The 18,335-nt window shown below is 64.5% G+C and carries 20 protein-coding genes and 1 riboswitch; of the genes, 7 read left to right on the top strand and 13 right to left on the bottom strand.

Going from position 1 to position 18,335, the window contains the following annotated elements; translation table 11 throughout:
* Positions 1–4 precede the first annotated feature (4 nt).
* Genes tolA through ribD form a run of 10 tightly spaced genes read right to left on the bottom strand, consistent with a single transcriptional unit; the run spans position 5 to position 7,527 of the window.
* Complete coding sequence (gene tolA, locus HNE04_RS13900) at positions 5–907, bottom strand: cell envelope integrity protein TolA (RefSeq protein ID WP_172219892.1); 903 nt, start codon at positions 905–907, stop codon at positions 5–7.
* 7 nt (positions 908–914) lie between these two features.
* The gene (locus tag HNE04_RS13895; RefSeq protein ID WP_172219889.1) at positions 915–1,340 is read right to left on the bottom strand and encodes a biopolymer transporter ExbD; all 426 of its coding nucleotides are present in this window, start codon (positions 1,338–1,340) and stop codon (positions 915–917) included.
* Between the two features lie 14 nt (positions 1,341–1,354).
* Positions 1,355–2,047, bottom strand: a complete 693-nt coding sequence (gene tolQ, locus HNE04_RS13890; RefSeq protein WP_172219886.1) for a protein TolQ — start codon at positions 2,045–2,047, stop codon at positions 1,355–1,357.
* A complete protein-coding gene (gene ybgC, locus HNE04_RS13885) occupies positions 2,044–2,445 on the bottom strand; it encodes a tol-pal system-associated acyl-CoA thioesterase (RefSeq protein WP_172219883.1) in 402 nt (133 codons plus the stop codon). The genes tolQ and ybgC overlap by 4 nt, the downstream gene beginning before the upstream one ends.
* Before the next feature lie 2 nt (positions 2,446–2,447).
* Positions 2,448–3,632, bottom strand: a complete 1,185-nt coding sequence (locus tag HNE04_RS13880) for a pyridoxal phosphate-dependent aminotransferase (protein ID WP_172219880.1) — start codon at positions 3,630–3,632, stop codon at positions 2,448–2,450.
* Positions 3,629–4,165 (bottom strand): transcription antitermination factor NusB, encoded by a 537-nt coding sequence (gene nusB / locus HNE04_RS13875; protein WP_172219877.1) that lies wholly within the window; start codon positions 4,163–4,165, stop codon positions 3,629–3,631. Before nusB ends, HNE04_RS13880 begins: the two co-directional genes overlap by 4 nt.
* Positions 4,165–4,626: a 6,7-dimethyl-8-ribityllumazine synthase gene (gene ribH / locus HNE04_RS13870; protein WP_172219874.1), complete on the bottom strand. Its 462-nt coding sequence runs from the start codon at positions 4,624–4,626 to the stop codon at positions 4,165–4,167. Before ribH ends, nusB begins: the two co-directional genes overlap by 1 nt.
* Positions 4,627–4,643: 17 nt before the next feature.
* A complete protein-coding gene (gene ribBA, locus HNE04_RS13865; protein ID WP_172219871.1) occupies positions 4,644–5,765 on the bottom strand; it encodes a bifunctional 3,4-dihydroxy-2-butanone-4-phosphate synthase/GTP cyclohydrolase II in 1,122 nt (373 codons plus the stop codon).
* Positions 5,762–6,403 (bottom strand): riboflavin synthase, encoded by a 642-nt coding sequence (locus tag HNE04_RS13860; protein ID WP_172219868.1) that lies wholly within the window; start codon positions 6,401–6,403, stop codon positions 5,762–5,764. The genes ribBA and HNE04_RS13860 overlap by 4 nt, the downstream gene beginning before the upstream one ends.
* A gap of 14 nt (positions 6,404–6,417) precedes the next feature.
* Positions 6,418–7,527 (bottom strand): bifunctional diaminohydroxyphosphoribosylaminopyrimidine deaminase/5-amino-6-(5-phosphoribosylamino)uracil reductase RibD, encoded by a 1,110-nt coding sequence (gene ribD / locus HNE04_RS13855; RefSeq protein ID WP_172219865.1) that lies wholly within the window; start codon positions 7,525–7,527, stop codon positions 6,418–6,420.
* 126 nt (positions 7,528–7,653) lie between these two features.
* Between ribD and HNE04_RS13850 the strand changes: the two genes are divergently transcribed.
* From HNE04_RS13850 to HNE04_RS13820, 7 genes are all read left to right on the top strand, one after another.
* Positions 7,654–8,046, top strand: a complete 393-nt coding sequence (locus tag HNE04_RS13850; protein ID WP_172219862.1) for a type IV pilin protein — start codon at positions 7,654–7,656, stop codon at positions 8,044–8,046.
* 7 nt (positions 8,047–8,053) lie between these two features.
* Positions 8,054–8,512, top strand: a complete 459-nt coding sequence (locus HNE04_RS13845; RefSeq protein ID WP_172220423.1) for a GspH/FimT family pseudopilin — start codon at positions 8,054–8,056, stop codon at positions 8,510–8,512.
* The gene (gene pilV / locus HNE04_RS13840) at positions 8,506–9,096 is read left to right on the top strand and encodes a type IV pilus modification protein PilV (protein ID WP_235964992.1); all 591 of its coding nucleotides are present in this window, start codon (positions 8,506–8,508) and stop codon (positions 9,094–9,096) included. Before HNE04_RS13845 ends, pilV begins: the two co-directional genes overlap by 7 nt.
* Positions 9,093–10,190, top strand: coding sequence for a PilW family protein (locus HNE04_RS13835; RefSeq protein ID WP_172220417.1), 1,098 nt, complete (start codon positions 9,093–9,095; stop codon positions 10,188–10,190). Before pilV ends, HNE04_RS13835 begins: the two co-directional genes overlap by 4 nt.
* Entirely contained in the window at positions 10,187–10,762 is a 576-nt protein-coding gene (locus tag HNE04_RS13830; protein WP_172219858.1) for a hypothetical protein, read from the top strand. Before HNE04_RS13835 ends, HNE04_RS13830 begins: the two co-directional genes overlap by 4 nt.
* 49 nt (positions 10,763–10,811) lie before the next feature.
* Positions 10,812–13,988, top strand: a complete 3,177-nt coding sequence (locus HNE04_RS13825) for a pilus assembly protein (RefSeq protein ID WP_172219854.1) — start codon at positions 10,812–10,814, stop codon at positions 13,986–13,988.
* 82 nt (positions 13,989–14,070) lie between these two features.
* Positions 14,071–14,637, top strand: a complete 567-nt coding sequence (locus tag HNE04_RS13820) for a GspH/FimT family pseudopilin (RefSeq protein WP_172220415.1) — start codon at positions 14,071–14,073, stop codon at positions 14,635–14,637.
* Positions 14,638–14,646: 9 nt separating this feature from the next.
* Here the strand turns inward: HNE04_RS13820 and nrdR are convergent, their stop codons facing one another.
* From nrdR to HNE04_RS13805, 3 genes are all read right to left on the bottom strand, one after another.
* Positions 14,647–15,096, bottom strand: a complete 450-nt coding sequence (nrdR, locus tag HNE04_RS13815) for a transcriptional regulator NrdR (protein ID WP_172219851.1) — start codon at positions 15,094–15,096, stop codon at positions 14,647–14,649.
* A gap of 4 nt (positions 15,097–15,100) precedes the next feature.
* Positions 15,101–16,345, bottom strand: a complete 1,245-nt coding sequence (gene glyA, locus HNE04_RS13810; protein WP_172219848.1) for a serine hydroxymethyltransferase — start codon at positions 16,343–16,345, stop codon at positions 15,101–15,103.
* 39 nt (positions 16,346–16,384) lie between these two features.
* Positions 16,385–16,517: riboswitch (ZMP/ZTP riboswitch) on the bottom strand.
* A 27-nt stretch (positions 16,518–16,544) separates the two neighbouring features.
* Positions 16,545–17,360 (bottom strand): lytic transglycosylase domain-containing protein, encoded by an 816-nt coding sequence (locus HNE04_RS13805; protein WP_172219845.1) that lies wholly within the window; start codon positions 17,358–17,360, stop codon positions 16,545–16,547.
* Between the last annotated feature and the right edge of the window lie 975 nt (positions 17,361–18,335).

Here is an 18,335-nt window from a genome sequence, read left to right as displayed (position 1 = left end):
GCCCTCAGCCCTTGGGCCGGAACTCGATGATCAACGGCGAGTGGACACGGCCGTCCACGTCGCGAGGCAAGATCTCGGTCTTGTCTAGTGCGCGCAGCACGGCTTCGTCCCAGGACTTGGCGCCACTGGACTTGACGACGCGTTTCCCGGTGATGGTGCCGTCGGGTGCCAGGCGCACCTCGACTTCGGCTGTCGGATTGCCCGCTATGTCGTCCGTGAACACGATGTTCGGTTTGACGCGCGCGCGAATCCGGCCGGCATAACTGTCGGAAGGGCCGGATGAACGCGCGGCAGTGCCCGTTGCCGAAGGCGGCCCGGTGCCCGCAGCACCCTTCATCATCCGCTCCATGTTTTCCTTGCGCAGCGCGGCCATCTTGGCTTCGTCCTGCTTGGCCTTGGCCGCCTCCTGCTTCTCCTTGGCCTTCGCCAGCTCTTCGGCCTTCTTCTTTTTCTTCTCTTCCTCGGCTTTCTGCTCCGCGATTTCTTCCTGGCGCTTGAGTTCTTCCTGCTTCTTGCGCGCTTCGAGCTTCTTCTGGCGTTCCAGTTCTTCCTGCCGGCGTTCGGCCAGTTCTCGGCGCTTCTTCTCGCGCTCCAGCGCGATGTCCGGTGCCTTGCTCACAGGTGGCGCCGGCGGGGGCTCGACCTTGGGCTCGGGCTTCGGCTCGGGCTTAGGAGGGGGCGGCGTCGGCAGCGGAGGCGCCGTGACGACCTTGGGCGCGGCCTGCTGCGGCACGCTGGACCAGAGTTCGGCCTCGGCGGCGACGTTTTCGGCGTCGCGGTTCCAGTTGATGCCCCAGGTCAGGGCAATCATCAGCAGCACGTGGGCCAGGATGGCCAGCACGAAAGCCCGAATGGCGGCCGGTTCCGGCGGCGGCGCGAAATCGAGGCGATCGGCGCTGTCGTGCATGCTGTGCTTATTTGGCCAGTTGCACCGACAGGCCGACGCGCTGCACGCCCGCCTTCTGCAGGCTGTCCATGACCTTCACCACGCTGTCGTACTTGACGTTGCGGTCGGCGCTGATCACGACGGCGCTGCTGCCGGGCGTGGTTCCGGCCTGGGCCTCGGTCACCGCCGCGGTCACGCCTTGCAGGGTCAGGCGCACGGTCCTGTCGTTGATCTTCAGGTCCAGCGTCTCGTCCTTGCCGATGATCACCTGCATGACCTGGTCGGGTTGCTTGGGGGCTTTGCCCACGCTGGGCAGGTCGATCATGCTTGGAGCGATGAGCGGCGCCGTCACCATGAAGATGATCAGCAGCACCAGCATGACGTCGATGAACGGGACCATGTTGATCTCGTTGATGGTGCGGCGGCCGCGGCCCCGGCTGACAGTAGCTGGCATGTGGTGCTCCGGTGTCAGTGCCCGGACGCCGAGTGCGCGCCCAGGTTGCGCTGCAGGATGTTGGAGAACTCTTCGATGAAGGTCTCCAGCTTGATCGCGACGCGGTCGATGTCGCGGGCAAAGCGGTTATACGCCACGACGGCCGGGATCGCGGCGAACAGGCCGATGGCGGTGGCGACCAGGGCTTCGGCGATGCCGGGGGCCACGGTGGCCAGCGTCACGGACTGCAGGCTGGCCAGGCCGATAAAGGCATGCATGATGCCCCACACGGTGCCGAACAGGCCCACGTAAGGCGAGACGGAGCCGACCGACGCCAGGAACGAGAGGTGGGTCTCCACGGCATCCAGCTCGCGCTGGTAGCTGGCGCGCATGGCGCGGCGCGCGCCGTCGAGCAGGGTGCCGGCGTCGGAGATGCGGCGTTCGCGCAGCTTGCTGTATTCCCGCATGCCGCTGGCGAAGATGCGTTCCATCGGGCCGGCCGTCTTGGCGTTCTGCGCCGCCGCCGAGAACAGGTCGTTCAGGCTGGTGCCGGACCAGAAGTCGCGCTCGAAGTCGTCGTTGAGGGTGTTGACCCGTTTCAGGGCGAACAGCTTGCGGAAGATGGCGGCCCAGCTGGAGATGGATACCCCTATCAGCAGCAGCATGACGAGTTGCACCACCCAGCTGGCATTGAGCACCAGTTGCAGGATCGACAGGTCTTGGTTCATGGTTTCAGTGCTTCCAGGATAGTGGGCGGGATTCTCGCAGGCTTCAGTGTGTCGGCCTCGACCCACCCGATGCGGATCGTTCCTTCGCAAAGCAGGGTGTGGCTGCCGCGCAGGAACGCCTGCTGGGCAATTATCAAAGACGCACGGCCCGATTCTTTGACGCGGGCCGTAACAAGAAGTTCGTCATCGAGGCGCGCCGGCTGCCGATAACGCACCGAGGTTTCCCCGACAACGAAGATTCCGCCCGAGCTTTCGCGCAGGCTGCGTTGCTCGATCCCCAGGGAGCGCAGCCATTCGGTGCGCGCCCGTTCGAAGAATTTCAGGTAATTGGCATAGAAGACGATGCCGCCGGCGTCGGTGTCTTCCCAGTAGACGCGAATGGGGAATTCGAAGGACATCGTCAGGCGAGCAGGGCGCGCAGCCGCGCCACCGATTCCTGCAGCTGCGCCATCGAGTTGGCCGTGGAAAAGCGCACGAAGTTGGGGGTTTGCGCGGTGCCGAAATCGCGGCCCGGGGTCACGGCCACATGGGCGCGCTTCATCACCTCGAAGGCGAATTCCCAGCTGTCCCGGATGCCGAGTTTCTGGCAAGCCTTGGAGCAATCGGCCCAGGCGTAGAAAGCGCCGTCGGGCACGACCGGAACCGACAGGCCCATGGCGTCGAGCTGCGGGATGAAGTAGTCGCGGCGCGCCTTGAACTGCGTCCGCCGCTGCTCGTATTCGGCTAGGCTCTCGGCTTCGAAGCAGGCCAGGGCCGCATGCTGCGCCACCGCGCTGGGGCAGATGAACAGGTTCTGCGCCAGCCGCTCGACCACGGGCACCAGCGCCTCGGGCACGACGATCCAGCCCAGGCGCCAGCCCGTCATGTTGAAGTATTTGGAGAAGCTGTTGATGCTGATGACCTGGTCGTCCAGGCCCAGGCCGGTGTGGCCGAAAGTCTCTTCGTAGCTCAAGCCCAGGTAGATCTCGTCGAGCAGGGTGATGCCGCCCTTGCCGCTCACGAAGCTGTGGATGCGGCGCAGTTCGTCCGGGTGGATCGACGTGCCGGTGGGATTGGAAGGCGACGCCAGCAGCACGCCGCGGGTCTTGTCGCCCCAATGCTCCTGCACCTTGGCGGCGCTCAACTGAAAGCGCTCGGCTGCGGTCGTGGGCACCAGCACCGCTTGGCCGTCGGCGGCGCTCACGAAATGCCGGTTGCAGGGGTAGCTGGGGTCCGGCATCAGGATCTCGTCGCCGGCCTCGACCAGCGCCAGGCAGGCCAGCTGCAAGGCCGCCGATGCGCCTGCGGTGACGATGATGCGTCGCGCCGGAACCTGCACGCCGAACCGGTCGGCATACCAGCCGCTGATGCGCTCGCGCAGCGTCTCCAGACCGGTGGCCTGGGTGTACTGGGTCACGCCGTCGCGGATGGCCTTGGCCGCGGCCTCCTGGACCAGCGGCGGGGCCGTGAAATCCGGCTCGCCGATGTTCAGGAAGATCATCGGCCGGTCGGTGTGCGCCACTTCGCGGGCGAGTTGCGAAGCCGCCTTCGCGACCTCCATCACGTAGAACGGCTCGATCTTCTCGGCGCGCGCGGAGATTCTCATCCCTTGGCCCTTCCGGAAGCCTTGTCCGCTTCCACTTCGGGCGTGCGCAGCGTGGCGGCCAGGCCGTTGAGCACCGCGTTCACGTACTTGTGGCCGTCGGTGCCGCCGAATTCCTTGGCCAGCTCGATGCACTCGTTGAGGACCACCCGCCACGGGACTTCCGGGCAGTGCAGGAACTCGTAGGCGCCGATCCACATCACGCTGTGCTCGATAGGCGAGATTTCTTCCATCTTGCGATCCAGCAGCGGCAGGATCAGGGCGTCGAGTTCCGCGGCTTCCCCGATACAGCCGTGGAGCAGGGCGTCGTAGTGCACCGAATCCGCCTTGTGGAAGCCCGCCAGGTCGCGGGTGAAGACGTCGATGGACTGCGCATCGTTGTGGCCGACCAGGTGCTGGTAGAGAGCCTGCAGGGCGAACTCGCGGGCACGGCTGCGCGCGGACTTGGCCGAGGCCTTGCGGGCGCCGGTGCTGGTGAGCCCGGTGCGGCTTTGGCGCGGGGCGGGGCCCGTGGCCGGCTTGTTGTCGTCGCTCATCAAAGGTCGTCCAGCACGTGGCACATCTCGACCACGACACGGGCCGCATCGCGGCCTTTCTCGGTCTGCCGGGCCACGGCTTGTTCCAGGTTCTCGGTAGTGAGGATCACGTTGGCGATCGGCAGCTGGTAGTCCAGCGAAATGCGCGTCACGCCGGCGGCCGATTCGTTGGCCACCAGTTCGAAATGGTAGGTCTCGCCGCGGATGATGCAGCCCAGGGCGACCAGGGCGTCATAGCCGCCTTTTTCGGCCATGGCCTGCAGCGCCACCGGGACTTCCAGCGCCCCGGGCACGTGCACCAGGTCGATGTGGTCTTCGGCGACACCCAATGCCGCAAGCTCCGCCTTGCAGGCTTGCGCCAGCGCGTTGGTGATGCTTTCGTTGAAGCGGGCCTGGACGATGCCGATATACAGCCCCTTGCCGTCCAGTTTGCCGGCCTTGCCTTTTTCTGCGCCAAACATTGTTGTTCTTTCGTGTTCTATTGAGGTCCGTGGGGGGCGATATGGCTTGCGATCTCGAGGCCATAGCCTGCCATGCTGGGCATGCGGCGCGGGTTGCCCATGAGGTTCATGCGGTGCACGCCGCATTCGCGCAGTATCTGCGCGCCCACGCCGTAGGTACGCAGGTCCATGCGGCCGCGCTCGGGGGCGTGCGAGGCCTTGGCCGTGCCTTGGAACTGCGCCAGCAGCTGCTGTGCGTCTTCGCCGCAGTTCAGGAATACAGCCACACCCTTGCCGTGCCCGGCGATGTACTCGAGGCTGGCGTCCAGGTTCCACGAGTGCATGGAGCGGTTGATTTCGAGCGCGTCGAACACCGACAGCGGCTCATGCACCCGGACCGGAACCGTTTCGTCGGGCGACCACTGGCCCTTGACCAGCGCCAGGTGCAGGCCCTGGCTGGGCCTGTCCTTCCAGGCGTGGGCGATGAATTCGCCATGCGCGGTCTGCAGCGGCCGCGTGCCGACCTTCTCGATCAGCGACTCGTTGCGGCTGCGGTGTTCGATCAGGTCGGCGATGGTGCCGATCTTCAGGCCATGTTCGGCTGCGAACAGCTGCAGGTCGGGCAGGCGCGCCATGGTGCCGTCGTCTTTCATGATCTCGCAGATCACGGAGGCGGGCGTCAATCCCGCCATGGCGGCCAGGTCGCAGCCGGCTTCGGTATGGCCGGCGCGCATCAGCACACCGCCATCCACGGCCTGCAGGGGGAAGATGTGCCCGGGCTGGACCAGGTTCTCGGCCTTCGCGTCCCTGGCAACCGCGGCTTGTACCGTGCGGGCGCGGTCTGCGGCGGATATGCCTGTGGTCACTCCCTCGGCGGCCTCGATCGACACCGTGAAGGCCGTGCTCATCTTGGTGCCGTTGCGCGCCACCATCGGCGGCAGGCGCAAACGCTCGCAGCGTTCGCGGGTGAGGGTGAGGCAGATCAGGCCGCGGCCGAAGCGCGCCATGAAGTTGATGGCTTCAGGCGTGACATGGTCGGCGGCCAGCACCAGGTCGCCCTCGTTTTCGCGGTCTTCCTCGTCGACCAGGATGACGATGCGCCCGGCGCGCATATCCGCGACTATGTCTTCGACGGGGGAGATGGAAACAGAGGCGCTCATGCGGATGCTTTCAGGATTTGGGGCTCGGCGGTGAGCATGCGTTCGACGTAGCGGGCGATCAGGTCGATCTCGAGGTTGATGCGGCTGCCCGCCTTGAGCTGGCCCAGCGCCGTGTTTTGCACGGTGTGGGGGATGAGGTTGATGCTGACCTCGGTGCCTTCGGGCACGTCGGCGATGCTGTTCACCGTGAGGCTGGCGCCGTTCACCGTGATGGAGCCCTTGTAGGCGAGGTATTTGCCCAGCGCCCGGGGCGCCATCAAGCGCAGCTCCCAGCTCTCGCCGATCTGGGCGAAGCGCGTCACGGTGCCTATTCCATCGACATGGCCCGCCACGATGTGGCCGCCCAGCCGGTCGTGGGCGCGCAAGGCTTTTTCCAGGTTGATGGGGCCGGGCTCCGTGAGGCCGGCGGTCTTGTCCAGCGACTCGGCGGAGATATCGATCGTGAATTGGCCTTTGGCCAGGTCAACGGCCGTTACCGTCATGCAGGCGCCGTTGAGCGCAATGCTGTCACCCAGGCCCACGTCGTCGAGGTAGCCGGCGGGCGTTTCTATGGTGAGACGCTTGCCATGCTGTAAAGAGCTTCCCAGGTCGTGGACGGCGGCGATGCGCCCCACGCCGGTAATGATTCCGGTGAACATGCCCGTATTTTCCCCTAGAACGCGTCGCGACCGGGAATGCGGGCTATCAGGCGCAGATCGGGCCCTGTCATCCGGCTCGAGAGGAACTCGAACGCCACCACCTGGGCCAGGTCGGCCAAGGGGCCGAAATGCGCCATTTCCCGGCCCTGGCCGACGAGCTTGGGAGCCAGGTAGACCAGCATTTCGTCCACCAGGCCCTCCCGGATCAGCGATCCATTGAGCTTGTGGCCCGCCTCCACATGCAGTTCGTTGACCTCGCGCTGCGCCAGGTCGCGCAGCATGGCCGCCAAATCGACCTTGCCACCCGGCCCCGGCATGGCGATGACCGTGGCGCCACGGGCCTCGAGCGCCGCTTGGCGCTGGGCATCGCCTACCGCGCTGTAGATATAAAGGCGGCGCCCGGGCTGGAAGATATTGGCATCCGGCGGTGTCTCCAGGCGGCTGTCCACCACCACGGCGTCGGGCTGGCGGGCCGTCGGCGCATGGCGCACGTCGAGCCGGGGGTTGTCCTCGAGCAAGGTGCCGATTCCGGTCAGCACCGCGCCGGCCCGGGCCCGCCAGGCGTGGCCGTCGGCGCGCGCCTGCTCGGAGGTGATCCACTGGCTGGCGCCGTTGTCCAGGGCGGTCTTTCCATCCAGGGAGGCCGCCACCTTCATGCGCAGCCAGGGCGTGCCGCGCACCATCCGGCTGAAAAACCCGATATTGAGCTCGCGCGACTCGGCAGCCCCGGGGCCGACCACGACGTCTATGCCCGCTGCCCTCAGCCGCGCGAAGCCCTGGCCTCCCACCAGCGGGTTGGGGTCGGGCAGGGCCGCCACCACCTTGCCGATCCCGGCGGCGGCCAGGGCGTCGCAGCAGGGGCCGGTGCGACCTTGGTGCGAGCAGGGCTCCAGCGTCACATAGGCAGTGGCTCCGGCGACCGCATGGCCCTTGGCCTGGGCATCGCGCAGGGCCATGATCTCCGCGTGGGCCTCGCCGGCCCTCTGGGTGTGGCCCTCGCCCAGCACGCGCTGCCCGTCGGAGGAAACGATGACGCATCCCACGCGCGGATTGGGCTCGGACAAGCCCACGGCCAGGCGGGCCAGGGCCAGGGCTTGCTGCATGAACGGGTCCATCGATTCCATCACGGCCTATTCTCGGGCAAACCACTCGCCCGGGGAAAGCGACCGGTTGTCGGGCGGGCGGTTAGGCTGTCACGGGCTTCAGTTATGGTTCAGCCTCGGTCTATGGCAACAAAAAGAGGAGAAGGCATGCGCAAGGTCAAGCAGGAGGGATTCACGCTGATCGAATTGATGGTCACCGTGGCGATCGTGGCCATCCTGGCTGCCATCGCATATCCGTCCTACAACAACGCGGTGATGAAGAATCGCCGGTCAACTGCCCAAGCGTATCTGTCCGACGTGGCCCAGAAGCAGCAGCAGTACCTGATGGACAACAGGTCCTACGCGGCGAACGCCACCGATCTCAAGGTCGCCCAGCCGCCGGACGTCACCGGTTATTACACGCTGAGCATCACGGTCGGAACCAGCACGGTACCCACGTTCACCGCGACGGCTGCGCCTATTGCAGGCAAGTCCCAGGTGCCGGACGGGTCGTTGAGCATCACCCACAACGGAACCAAGTTGCCAGTGGGCAAGTGGTAAGCCAATCATGCGAGCAGCTCACGTCAAAGGCTTCACCTTGATCGAGTTGATGGTCGTGCTTTCCATTCTGGCCATCCTGGCCGGCCTGGCGGCGCCTTCCATGAGCAAGCTGGTGGCCACGCAGCGCCTGCGGTCGGCGGCGGGCGATCTGCACCTCACGCTTGTCAAGGCGCGATCCGAGGCGGTCAAGCGCAATAAAGACGTCACCATCAGCCCCGAGGCCGGGAGCTGGGCGAACGGCTGGTCCATTCTCGATCCCGATGGCGGGGTGGCGCTCGATGTCCGTGGGCCGACATCCAGCGTGACCGTGACCACCAGCGCCACCAGCGTCATCTTCCGCTCGACGGGCCGGGCCTCGGCCGCCGTCCCGCAATTTGTCTTCAGCTCATCGCGCACGGATGTGGTGCGGTGCATTTCGGCGGACCCGAGCGGCCGGCCTTATGTCAAGGAGGGTTCATCATGCTGAGTGGGCGATCCACCTTGCCGATCAGGCGCCAGCGTGGCGCCGCGCTGATGGAAGTCCTGGTTTCCATCCTGATCACCTCATTCGGCCTGCTGGCCTTGGCGGGGCTGCAGACCAAGATGAATGCGGCGTTGCTGGAGTCGTACCAGCGCGCGCAGGCCCTGACCCTGGTGCAGGACATGACCCAGCGGCTGCAAGCCAACCGGGACCAGAACGCCAGCTATATCACCGCGTCAGCGGTGGGCACCGGTGACGCGGCGCCAGTATCGTGCGCTGCGGCAGGAACGCGGGCGCAGATCGACCTGTGCGAATGGAGCAACGCTCTCAAGGGAGCCGCGGAGAAGACCGCCACCGATGCCAATATCGGCGCCATGGTAGGTGCGCGCGGCTGTGTGGAACAGCTGCAAGCGCCCAATCCCGCTATCGGCATTTGCCAGCCTGGCAAGTACCGGCTGAGCGTCGTCTGGCAGGGAATGAACTCCACGGTTGCTCCCGCCGTGACCTGCGGCCAGAACCAATACGGCGACGAAACCTTGCGCAAGGCCGTGTCTACCCAGGTGGTGATCCCACTGCCCACTTGCTCATGAACACTCAGCCCCGCATCATCCCCAGCGCCGCGCGGCACGCGCGCGGAATGTCCCTCGTCGAGCTATTGGTGGCGATCGGCATCGGCATGGTGATCGTCACTGCCATGGCCATCCTGTTCGCCAATAACAGCCGCAGCCGCAACGAAACCGAGCGTGCCAACCAGAAGATCGAGAACGGCCGCTACGCGCTGGAGGTCATGGGCAGCGACTTGCACCATGCTGGCTACTTCTCCGTGTTCGACCCGCGGCAGCTCGCGGCGCCGGCTGCGAAGCCCGACGCGTGCGACACCGATGTGGCCGGTGCGGCGTTCCAGTCGGCCATGGCCCTCTATGTGCAGGGCTACGACAACGCGGCGGCTACCACGCTGGCGGCATGCCTCACTGGCTTGAAGGCCAACACCGATATCGTGGTGACACGCCGCGCCAGCGGGTGCGTGGCGGGCGTGGGCACCTGTCCCGCCGTTTCGGCGGGAGCGCCGGCGTTCCAGGCGTCGTCCTGCAACGATGCCGTCAACCCGGAGCTGGCCACCGGCGTGGTGGACAACTACTACAAGCTCAGCACCAGCACCGCCACGTTCACGCTGACCAAGCGCGATTGCACCACCCAGGCAGAAATCCGGCGCTTCCTGGTGAGGATCTATTACGTGGCCTCCAACGACAAGGATGGGGACGGCATCCCGACCCTCAAGCGGGCCGAACTCGGGCCGACCGGCTTCACCACCACTTCGCTGGTCCAAGGGGTGGAGAACCTCCAGTTGGAATACGGCATGGATACCAATGGCGACGGCAACGCCGATGTGTACAGCGCCTCGCCCGACCTGTACCTGAACTGCACGAATGCCACCACGCCGACTTGCGTTGGGCACTGGACATCGGTGGTGTCGGCGAAGGTGTTCGTCCTCAGCCGCGGCGTGGACCCGTCGCCGGGCCATATCGACTCCAAGACCTACGTGCTGGGGCAACTCGCGCATGCCACGACGGGCAGCGCCGGCACCAATTCGGTGGGTCCGTTCAACGATGCATACAAGCGCAGCGTGTTCCAGGAAGTAGTGCGTTTCCAGAATGCGAGCGGCAGGAGGTTTTCGCCATCATGAGACACAAGCAAAAGGGCGTGACCCTGATCCTGTCGCTGATCATGCTGGTGCTGCTCACCATCATGGCGCTGTCCTCCTTCACCATCGGCAAAAGCAGCCTGCAGGTCGTGGACAACGCGCAGCAGCAGGCGCAGGCTGAGAACGCAGCTCAGGCCATGCTGGACCAAGTCGTGAGCACACCGACATTCGCGGAGGCGCCTGGCAACGTGCTGGACAATTCGAATTGTCCGGCCGGCACGGCGCCTCCGCCCAATAGCCGCTGCGTCGACCTTTACGGCGACGGCAAGACGGTGATCGTGGTGGCGATGTCGCCGCAGCCGTTTTGTACGCAGGTCAAGTCGATCCCTGCCGCCAGCCTGGACCTGACCAAGGAGCAGGATCAGGCCTGCATCGTGGAAGAAAAGCAGCAGTTCGGCATCGAGGGCGTCGTCTCCGGCGCCTCCCTTTGCTCGGACAGCATGTGGGAGCTCAACGCCCAAGCGACCGAGCGGGTTTCCCAGGCCAAGGCCGTGGTGACACAGGGTATCGAGATGCGGGTGTCCAACGACGCCGTCAGCACCGCCTGCCCGTGACAGCCCCAAGAACAAGCATCGATTGAAAGATCCCGAAAGGAAGCCCGCCATGTACCAAAAGCTGTACGCCCGACTCCGGACCACGGCCCGCGCCGTCGGCTGCTGCGCCGGGGCGTTCGCGGCCCTGGCGTGGATGTCACCCGCCCAGGCGGACGACATCGACATCTTCATGGCGGGAACCACCGGGGGCGGCAAACCCAACATCATGATCATGGTGGACAACTCGTCCAACTGGGCACGTTCCGCGCAAGATTGGCCGGACAACGGCGGCAAGCAGGGTGCGGCCGAACTCCAGGCGCTGATCAACGTATTGAATGCCAAGGCCTGGGACGCCAACATGGGCTTCGCGGGCTTCACCGGCAGCGGCAGCTCGGCGGGTGGCTATATCCGGTTCGGCCTGCGCGACATGCTCACCGCGGCCAACAAGACCGCCCTGACGAACATCCTCAACCACATCAAGGCCGACATCAACAGCCCGGCCGAGAAGGTCAACGACAACGCCGAGGCCGCCGCGCTGTATGAGGTGTACAAGTATTTCAAGGCCCAGTCGCCCTTCCGCGGCGGGTACGTCAGCGGGAATGACCCGGCGTCGAACGTCGACAAGGACAATAACCTCGGCAACCCCTCGAGCGGAACCAACAAGCCGACTGCGTTCGCGCAGGGCTTGAACAGCGAGTTCGCGCTCAAGTCGAACGGCAACTACCTCGGCCCGGTCGCGAACTCGTGCGGCAACAACCACGTCATCTTCGTCGTCAACAATGCCCAGGGCCTTATCCCGACGGGCAGCCAGAGCTATGAGTCGGTGAGCGCGGGGGATCCGCTTCCGCTGCTGGCAGGCGTATCCGACGTCAGCTGGACGGACGAGTGGGCGCGCATGCTCTATCAGAACGGCATCACCGTTCATATCCTGGATGCGTACAACAAGCAGCACAACGTCTCCCATTCCGCGGTCCTGCAGCGCGCGGCGATCTCGGCGGGGGGTATGTATTTCGCGGTGAAGAACCAGGCGGATATCGAGATTGGGTTCGACAAGATCCTGGCCCAGATCAATGCCGTGAACTCCAACTTCGCGGCGGCCAGCCTTCCGATCAGCGCCACCAACCGCTCGCAGAGCCTGAACCAGGTGTTCATCGGTATGTTCAGGCCGAACACGACGGCCGAGCCGCGCTGGCTGGGCAACCTCAAGCAGTACCAGCTGATCAAGACTGCCAGCGGCGCCATCGATCTGGGCGATGTCCTCGGCACCGGCGTCGTGAACCTTCAGACCGGTTTCGTGACGGGCTGCGCCATCAGCCACTGGACCAGCGATTCCGGCAGCTTCTGGACAGATACCCGGGACAACGCGCTGTCGCGCAGCGGCTGTACGGTCTATCCCACATTGAATGGCGTGACAGGCAGTCAATGGTCCGACATGCCCGATGGCCCGGTGGTGGAGAAGGGCGGCGTGGCCGAGGTCATTCGCAAGGGCAACAACCCCTCCGTGACCAATGCTTCGCCCACCTGGACCGTCAGCCGCTCGATCCAGACTTACTCGACCTCCACAACCTCCAAGCTGGAGCCGATCACCACCACGAACACGGGGTGGTCGACAACCATGCTCAATTGGGTCAAGGGCTACGACGACGGCACGTCGACGGTGGTGGACGGTGTCACTACGTATCCGTACTCTGAGTTCATCACCCCCTCGGCGACTGCGCGAACCCGTCCGTCCCTCCACGGAGATGTGATCCACTCGCGGCCTTTGCCGGTGAACTACGGCACCGCGACGTACGGCGTGACCGTTTACTACGGCTCCAACGACGGCATGTTCCGGGCCGTGGATGCCGCGACGGGCCAGGAGCGCTGGGCTTTTGTGGCGCCGGAGCATTACACCAAGTTCCAGCGGCTGCACGACAACTCGCCCTTCCTGAACTTTCCGAACGTTCCCGCCGCCTTGACCCCCAAGTCGAAGGACTACTTCTTCGATGGTTCTGTGGGCATCTACCAGACCGCGGATAACTCGAAAGTCTGGATTTTCCCGAGCCAGCGCCGGGGTGGACGGATGTTGTACGCGTTCGACGTGACCAACCCCACGGCGCCCACGCTCAAGTGGCGTGTCGGCTGTCCCAACCTCACCGACAACACCGGATGCACGACTGGTTTCGAGAACATGGGCCAAACCTGGTCCATTCCCAGCGTGGCCTTCCTCAAAGGCCATTCCACCACGACCCCGGTCGTGGTCGTGGGCGGCGGCTACGACAGCTGCGAGGACACCGACGACGCCTCGCCGACCTGCGCTAGCCGCAAGGGCACCGGGGTCTACATCATCAATGCGGATACCGGGGCCCTGATCAAGCACCTCGATACCCCCGGCGGCAGCGTAGTCGCGGACATCGCCATGTCCGATGCCAATGGCGACCGTTCCGTCGATTACGCCTACGCGGTCACGACCACCGGCGACATCTGGCGCATCGACTTTTCGAATGCGACCCTGGTGCCCCAGGCCGATGCCGCGTGGAGCATCCGTAAAGTGGCCTACACCACCGGTGGCGGACGCAAGTTCCTCTATCCGCCGGCGCTGCTGCGGACCAGCACCAAGATGTATGTCGCGGTGGGCTCGGGCGACCGGGAGCATCCCCTGTCCAGCCAGTACCCGTACGACGACCAGATCACCAACCGCTTCTACGTGTACCTGGACGACCTGACCGTCCCGGCCTCATCGACCACCGCTACGGCAGTCAACATGGACACCGACACCGGCATGAAGAACTTCACGGATGCCACGGCCTCCACCTGCGCCACGCCCGGCGTCACGCCGAGCTCGGGCTTGAAGGGCTGGTACATGGGGTTGCCCGGCCGGGGCGAGCAAAGCGTCACGTCGGCCCTGATTGCGGCCGGCATGGTCACCTTCAACACCAACCGCGCCACCCCGGGCGGCACCAACGCCTGTACCAACCCGTTGGGTGAGGCGCGCGGTTACTGGGTCAACCTGTTCAACGCCAGCGGATCGATCGGCGTCAGCAGCGCCACCTGTGGCGGCTCCCGTTCCTCGGTCTTTGCGGGCGGCGGTCTGACACCTTCCCCGACGCTCGCCACCGTGCGCGTGGGCGACAAGGACGAAACGGTAGCCATCGGCGCAGCGCAGCGCAGCGGCGGTGCCAGCGCCGGTATCGCCCCGCAGGAGGTCAAGCCCCCGATCAGCTCCAAGCGCAAGACGATCTTCTGGAAGTCCAACACGGCCGATTGATACTGGGCGATGTGAACTTGTCACCAAAATAAGGTCTTTTTTCTCATAAGTCTAAATAGCTCATCCTGGGTATCGTGCGGTCATGACCACACCGCCCACCCATCTTCCCCGCCGCGTACGCGGCTTTACCCTGATCGAGATGCTGATCGTCCTTACGATTGCGGGCATCCTTTCGGGCGTCGCCTTTCCCTCCCTGGCTGCGGTCGTGGACTCGATCCGCATGCGCTCGATCGCCAACGAGTTCCTTTCGTCCATGCACCTGGCGCGCGCCGAAGCGATCAAGCGCAATGGTCGCGTGGCCCTGTGCAAGTCGATGGATGGGAACGTTTGCGCCGCCACGGGCGATTGGGGGCAGGGCTGGATCGTTTTCCACGACGCCGACAATGACGGCGCCGCCGAAATTGGGGAACAGGTGATCCAGCGCGTCCAGGCCTTGCCGGCCGGGTTCCGGCTTTCCGGCAACCACCTGCTGAGCCGCTATATCTCGTTTTCGCCCACAGGCACGACGCGCACCGTAGGCGGCGCGTTCCAGGCCGGGACAGTCACGCTCTGCAAAGCCTCCGCCAGCAGCAGCGAGGGGCGGGAAGTCGTTCTCAACAATGTGGGGCGCATGCGCGTCAACAAGATCAAAGTTGCCGACTGCGCCTGAGCGGGCGCCTCAGCGCCTGACTTCGTCCACCAGCGTCTTGAATTCGTCGATGTCCTCGAAGCTGCGATAGACGCTGGCAAAGCGCACGTAGGCCACCTTGTCCAGCTTCTTCAGCTCGCGCATCACCAGTTCGCCGATGCGCGCCGAAGGAATTTCGCGCACGCCCAGGTTCAGCAGCTTTTCCTCGATGCGCTCCACGGCGCTGTCGATCTGCTCGGTGCTCACCGGGCGCTTGCGCAGCGCCAGGTTCATCGAAGCTTGCAGCTTGGCGCGCTCGTAGTCGATGCGCCGGCCGTCTTTCTTGACGATCGCCGGAAAGGTCACGTCGGGGCGCTCGTAGGTCGTGAAGCGCTTCTCGCACTTCAGGCACTGGCGGCGCCTGCGGATGAAGTCGCCGTCTTCCGCCACACGCGTTTCGACCACCTGGGTCTCATCGTTGCTGCAGAAGGGGCACTTCATGGCGCTACCTGTAAACCGGGAAGCGGCGGGTGAGGGCGTTGACCCTCTCGCGCACCGCCGCGATGTTGTTCGCGTCGCGCGGGTTGTCGAGCACGTCGGCAACCATGTTGGCCGTCATGCGCGCTTCTTCTTCCTTGAAGCCGCGGGTGGTCATGGCCGGGGTGCCGATGCGCACGCCGCTGGTGACCATCGGCTTTTCCGGGTCGTTGGGGATGGCGTTCTTGTTGATCGTCATGTGGGCATCGCCCAGCACGGCCTCGGCTTCCTTGCCGGTAATGCCCTTGGCCCGCAGGTCCACCAGCATCACGTGGCTTTCGGTGCGGCCGCTTACGATGCGCAGGCCCCGCTGCACCAAGGTTTCGGCGACCACCTGGGCGTTCTTCGCTACCTGCTGCTGGTAGACCTTGAACTCCGGGGCCAGGGCCTCCTTGAAGGCCACGGCCTTGGCGGCGATCACATGCATCAGCGGGCCGCCCTGCAGTCCCGGGAAGATGGCGCTGTTGATGGCCTTTTCGTGTTCGGGCTTCATCAGGATGAAGCCGCCGCGCGGGCCGCGCATGCTCTTGTGGGTGGTGGAGGTCACCACGTCGGCATGCGGCACCGGGTTGGGGTACACGCCGGCGGCGATAAGGCCGGCGTAGTGGGCCATGTCGACCATGAAGATGGCGCCGACATCTTTGGCCACCTTGGCGAAGCGCTCGAAGTCGATGCGCAGGGCATAGGCCGAGGCGCCGGCGATGATCAGCTTGGGCCTGGACTCATGGGCTTTGCGCTCCATGGCGTCGTAGTCGATTTCTTCCTTCTCGTTCAGGCCGTAGGAAACGACGTTGAACCACTTGCCGCTCATGTTCAGGGCCATACCGTGGGTCAGGTGGCCGCCTTCGGCCAGGCTCATGCCCATGATGGTGTCGCCGGGCTTGAGGAAGGCCAGGAAAACGGCTTCGTTGGCCTGGGCGCCGGAATGGGGCTGCACGTTGGCGGCCTGCGCGCCGAAGATTTCCTTGATGCGCGACAGCGCCAGCTGTTCGGCGATGTCCACGAATTCGCAGCCGCCGTAGTAGCGCTTGCCGGGATAGCCCTCGGCATACTTATTAGTGAGCTGCGTGCCCTGGGCGGCCATGACGGCCGGGGAGGCGTAGTTCTCGCTGGCGATCAGCTCGATGTGCTCTTCCTGGCGTTTGTTTTCCGACTGGATGGCGGCCCAGAGTTCGGGATCGGTTTGTTCGACGAGGATGTTGCGGTTGTACATGCGGCAGTCCTTAAGACGGTGGTCCCTGTTATATGAAACAAGGGCTGCCCAGGCGAACGGCTGAACGCCGGCCCATTGCTGATACGGCGGTACGCTTCCCAGTGGTTAGATCCCACGTCAGCGCCGGTCGCCCCAGGGGGCGCCGCGCCTATCGCCAGTCGCGTACAGCCTAAGTGTAGCGGACCACCGGCCCGCCGGCTTAGGAGACGGAAATGAGGGCGACCTTGTCCTCGGCCGGCGCCCGCGGCGCCTCGATCGGGGTACTCGTGCGCAGCACCGGAGGCTGGAGCAGGGGGACCGACCTGCCGGAGGCCACTTGCTTCAGGCGGGCATGCTCAGCCAGGACCTTGTCGGCGTAGCCGCCGTCGCCTTCCAGGTTGGCCGCACCCACGTAGAACTTCAGCCCGGCGTGCAGGGATCCGGCGCGCTGTATGCATTCCTGCAGCACCTTCACGCCCACGCGCAGGTTGGTGACGGGATCGAAAGCGGCCAGCTGGCCGCCGAAGTTCTCGTACTTGTCCTTGTGGACGCCGGTCATCACCTGCATCAGCCCCTGGGCTCCGACCGGGCTCTGGGCGAACGGGTTGAAGCCCGATTCGATGGCCATGATGGCCAGGATCAGCGTCGGGTCCAGCTTGGCGCGTTCGCCGATTTCGTAAGCCTCGGCTACCAGGGCGCTCAGCGGCTCGGGCGCCACTCGGTACTTCTTGCTGAGCCAATAGGCCACAGCCGCCTGCTGTTTGGGCAGGTCCTGGGGATGGGAAGCCGTGGCGCGGTCGATCGCTCCCAGCTCTACGGGCATGCCGATGGTCGCCTCATGGCGAGCCTGCAGCCAGCCCATCAGTCTCGATTCGCCGGCTTGACGCAGGTCAGGCCGGGCAGTCAGGGTGATCACGGCAAATACTGTGGCCAGGCCGACGAGGGCGAAGCTGTTGTGCGTGATCTCAAAAAAGCCTTGGGCGATGTCGGACGCAAAGGTCCGCAGGCCGTCGGCCAATTTTCCTAACGCTGTCATAGCACTTCCTTTCTACGCGCGGGCCTGGTTCGCGATGCGGCGTCGGCAGCATCACACCTCAGGCTCTCGTTTGGATTGGTACGCCATCAAATTGCCGGGAGCCTTTTTCTGGGGCTCGCCGCAGCGATTCAACTTAGCCGGGGTCGGCAGCGGGTTCGGGGTCCCCGGTACTTTTGCTGGGGACGGGCGGATTCTAGGTGCCGACTTAATATCGAGTCAAGAATATCAAGTTACCTTTTCATTCTCCATTAACATAATGAAGAGATACTTTACGCCTGCTGAGCCACTGTTTCGTGTCGGCTGCGCGGCCGTTTTCGTGTCGGACGGGCCCCACATCCTGCCGATCCGATGCTGGATTGCTGCAAATTAGATAGCATAAAGCCCTTATGACTAAAGGCATTATGGGGCGGATTGGCTGAGAACCGCTCGACCACAATGGGCCTCTCAATATTTCGTATTACGAAAAACGCCTGTCAAGCCACCGCTCGTCGGATGGCCCGTTGGTAACAGGGTTTGGCTGAGTACCCTAAATACTGCCGAGCTACGGGTTTCACCCTAGAGCAGCCGTTCTTGTCAAGCCAATATCCGCAATCGCGGGCGTCCTCGTCATTGAAAAGGCGTTCTTGAAAAGGGGTCCCTCCTCATCTACTTTCATAGGGTCTGAGCGATCAGGCAAATAGCCGGTAGGGCCACTTCGGTGGTAGCCCCGGCCCCACTTGGAGGCAATCCGTTGCTTCCGACGCGACCGAGGACATCAAAACTCCTTGTTCGCGAACCCCGGCGGCGAAGGACTTTACGTCAGCCGTCAAGCCCGGCAGGCGGTTTCGCTGTCTGTCCGGGCTTTCTCGTTTGCTCTTCCCCATCTATTCCTCTTTATGTATGTGAGCCGTAGTTACCGGCTTCTGCGCCCGGCTATGTTTCGCGGCGAGAATAGCGGTTTGCCCTGATCGTGGGCGTTCACCCTTAGCTTCAAGA

The organism is Caenimonas soli (assembly GCF_013155545.1).
GTDB lineage: Bacteria > Pseudomonadota > Gammaproteobacteria > Burkholderiales > Burkholderiaceae_C > Ramlibacter > Ramlibacter soli.
Note: the sequence above shows the minus strand (reverse complement) of the source record. Positions and strands in the feature narration are given on the sequence as shown.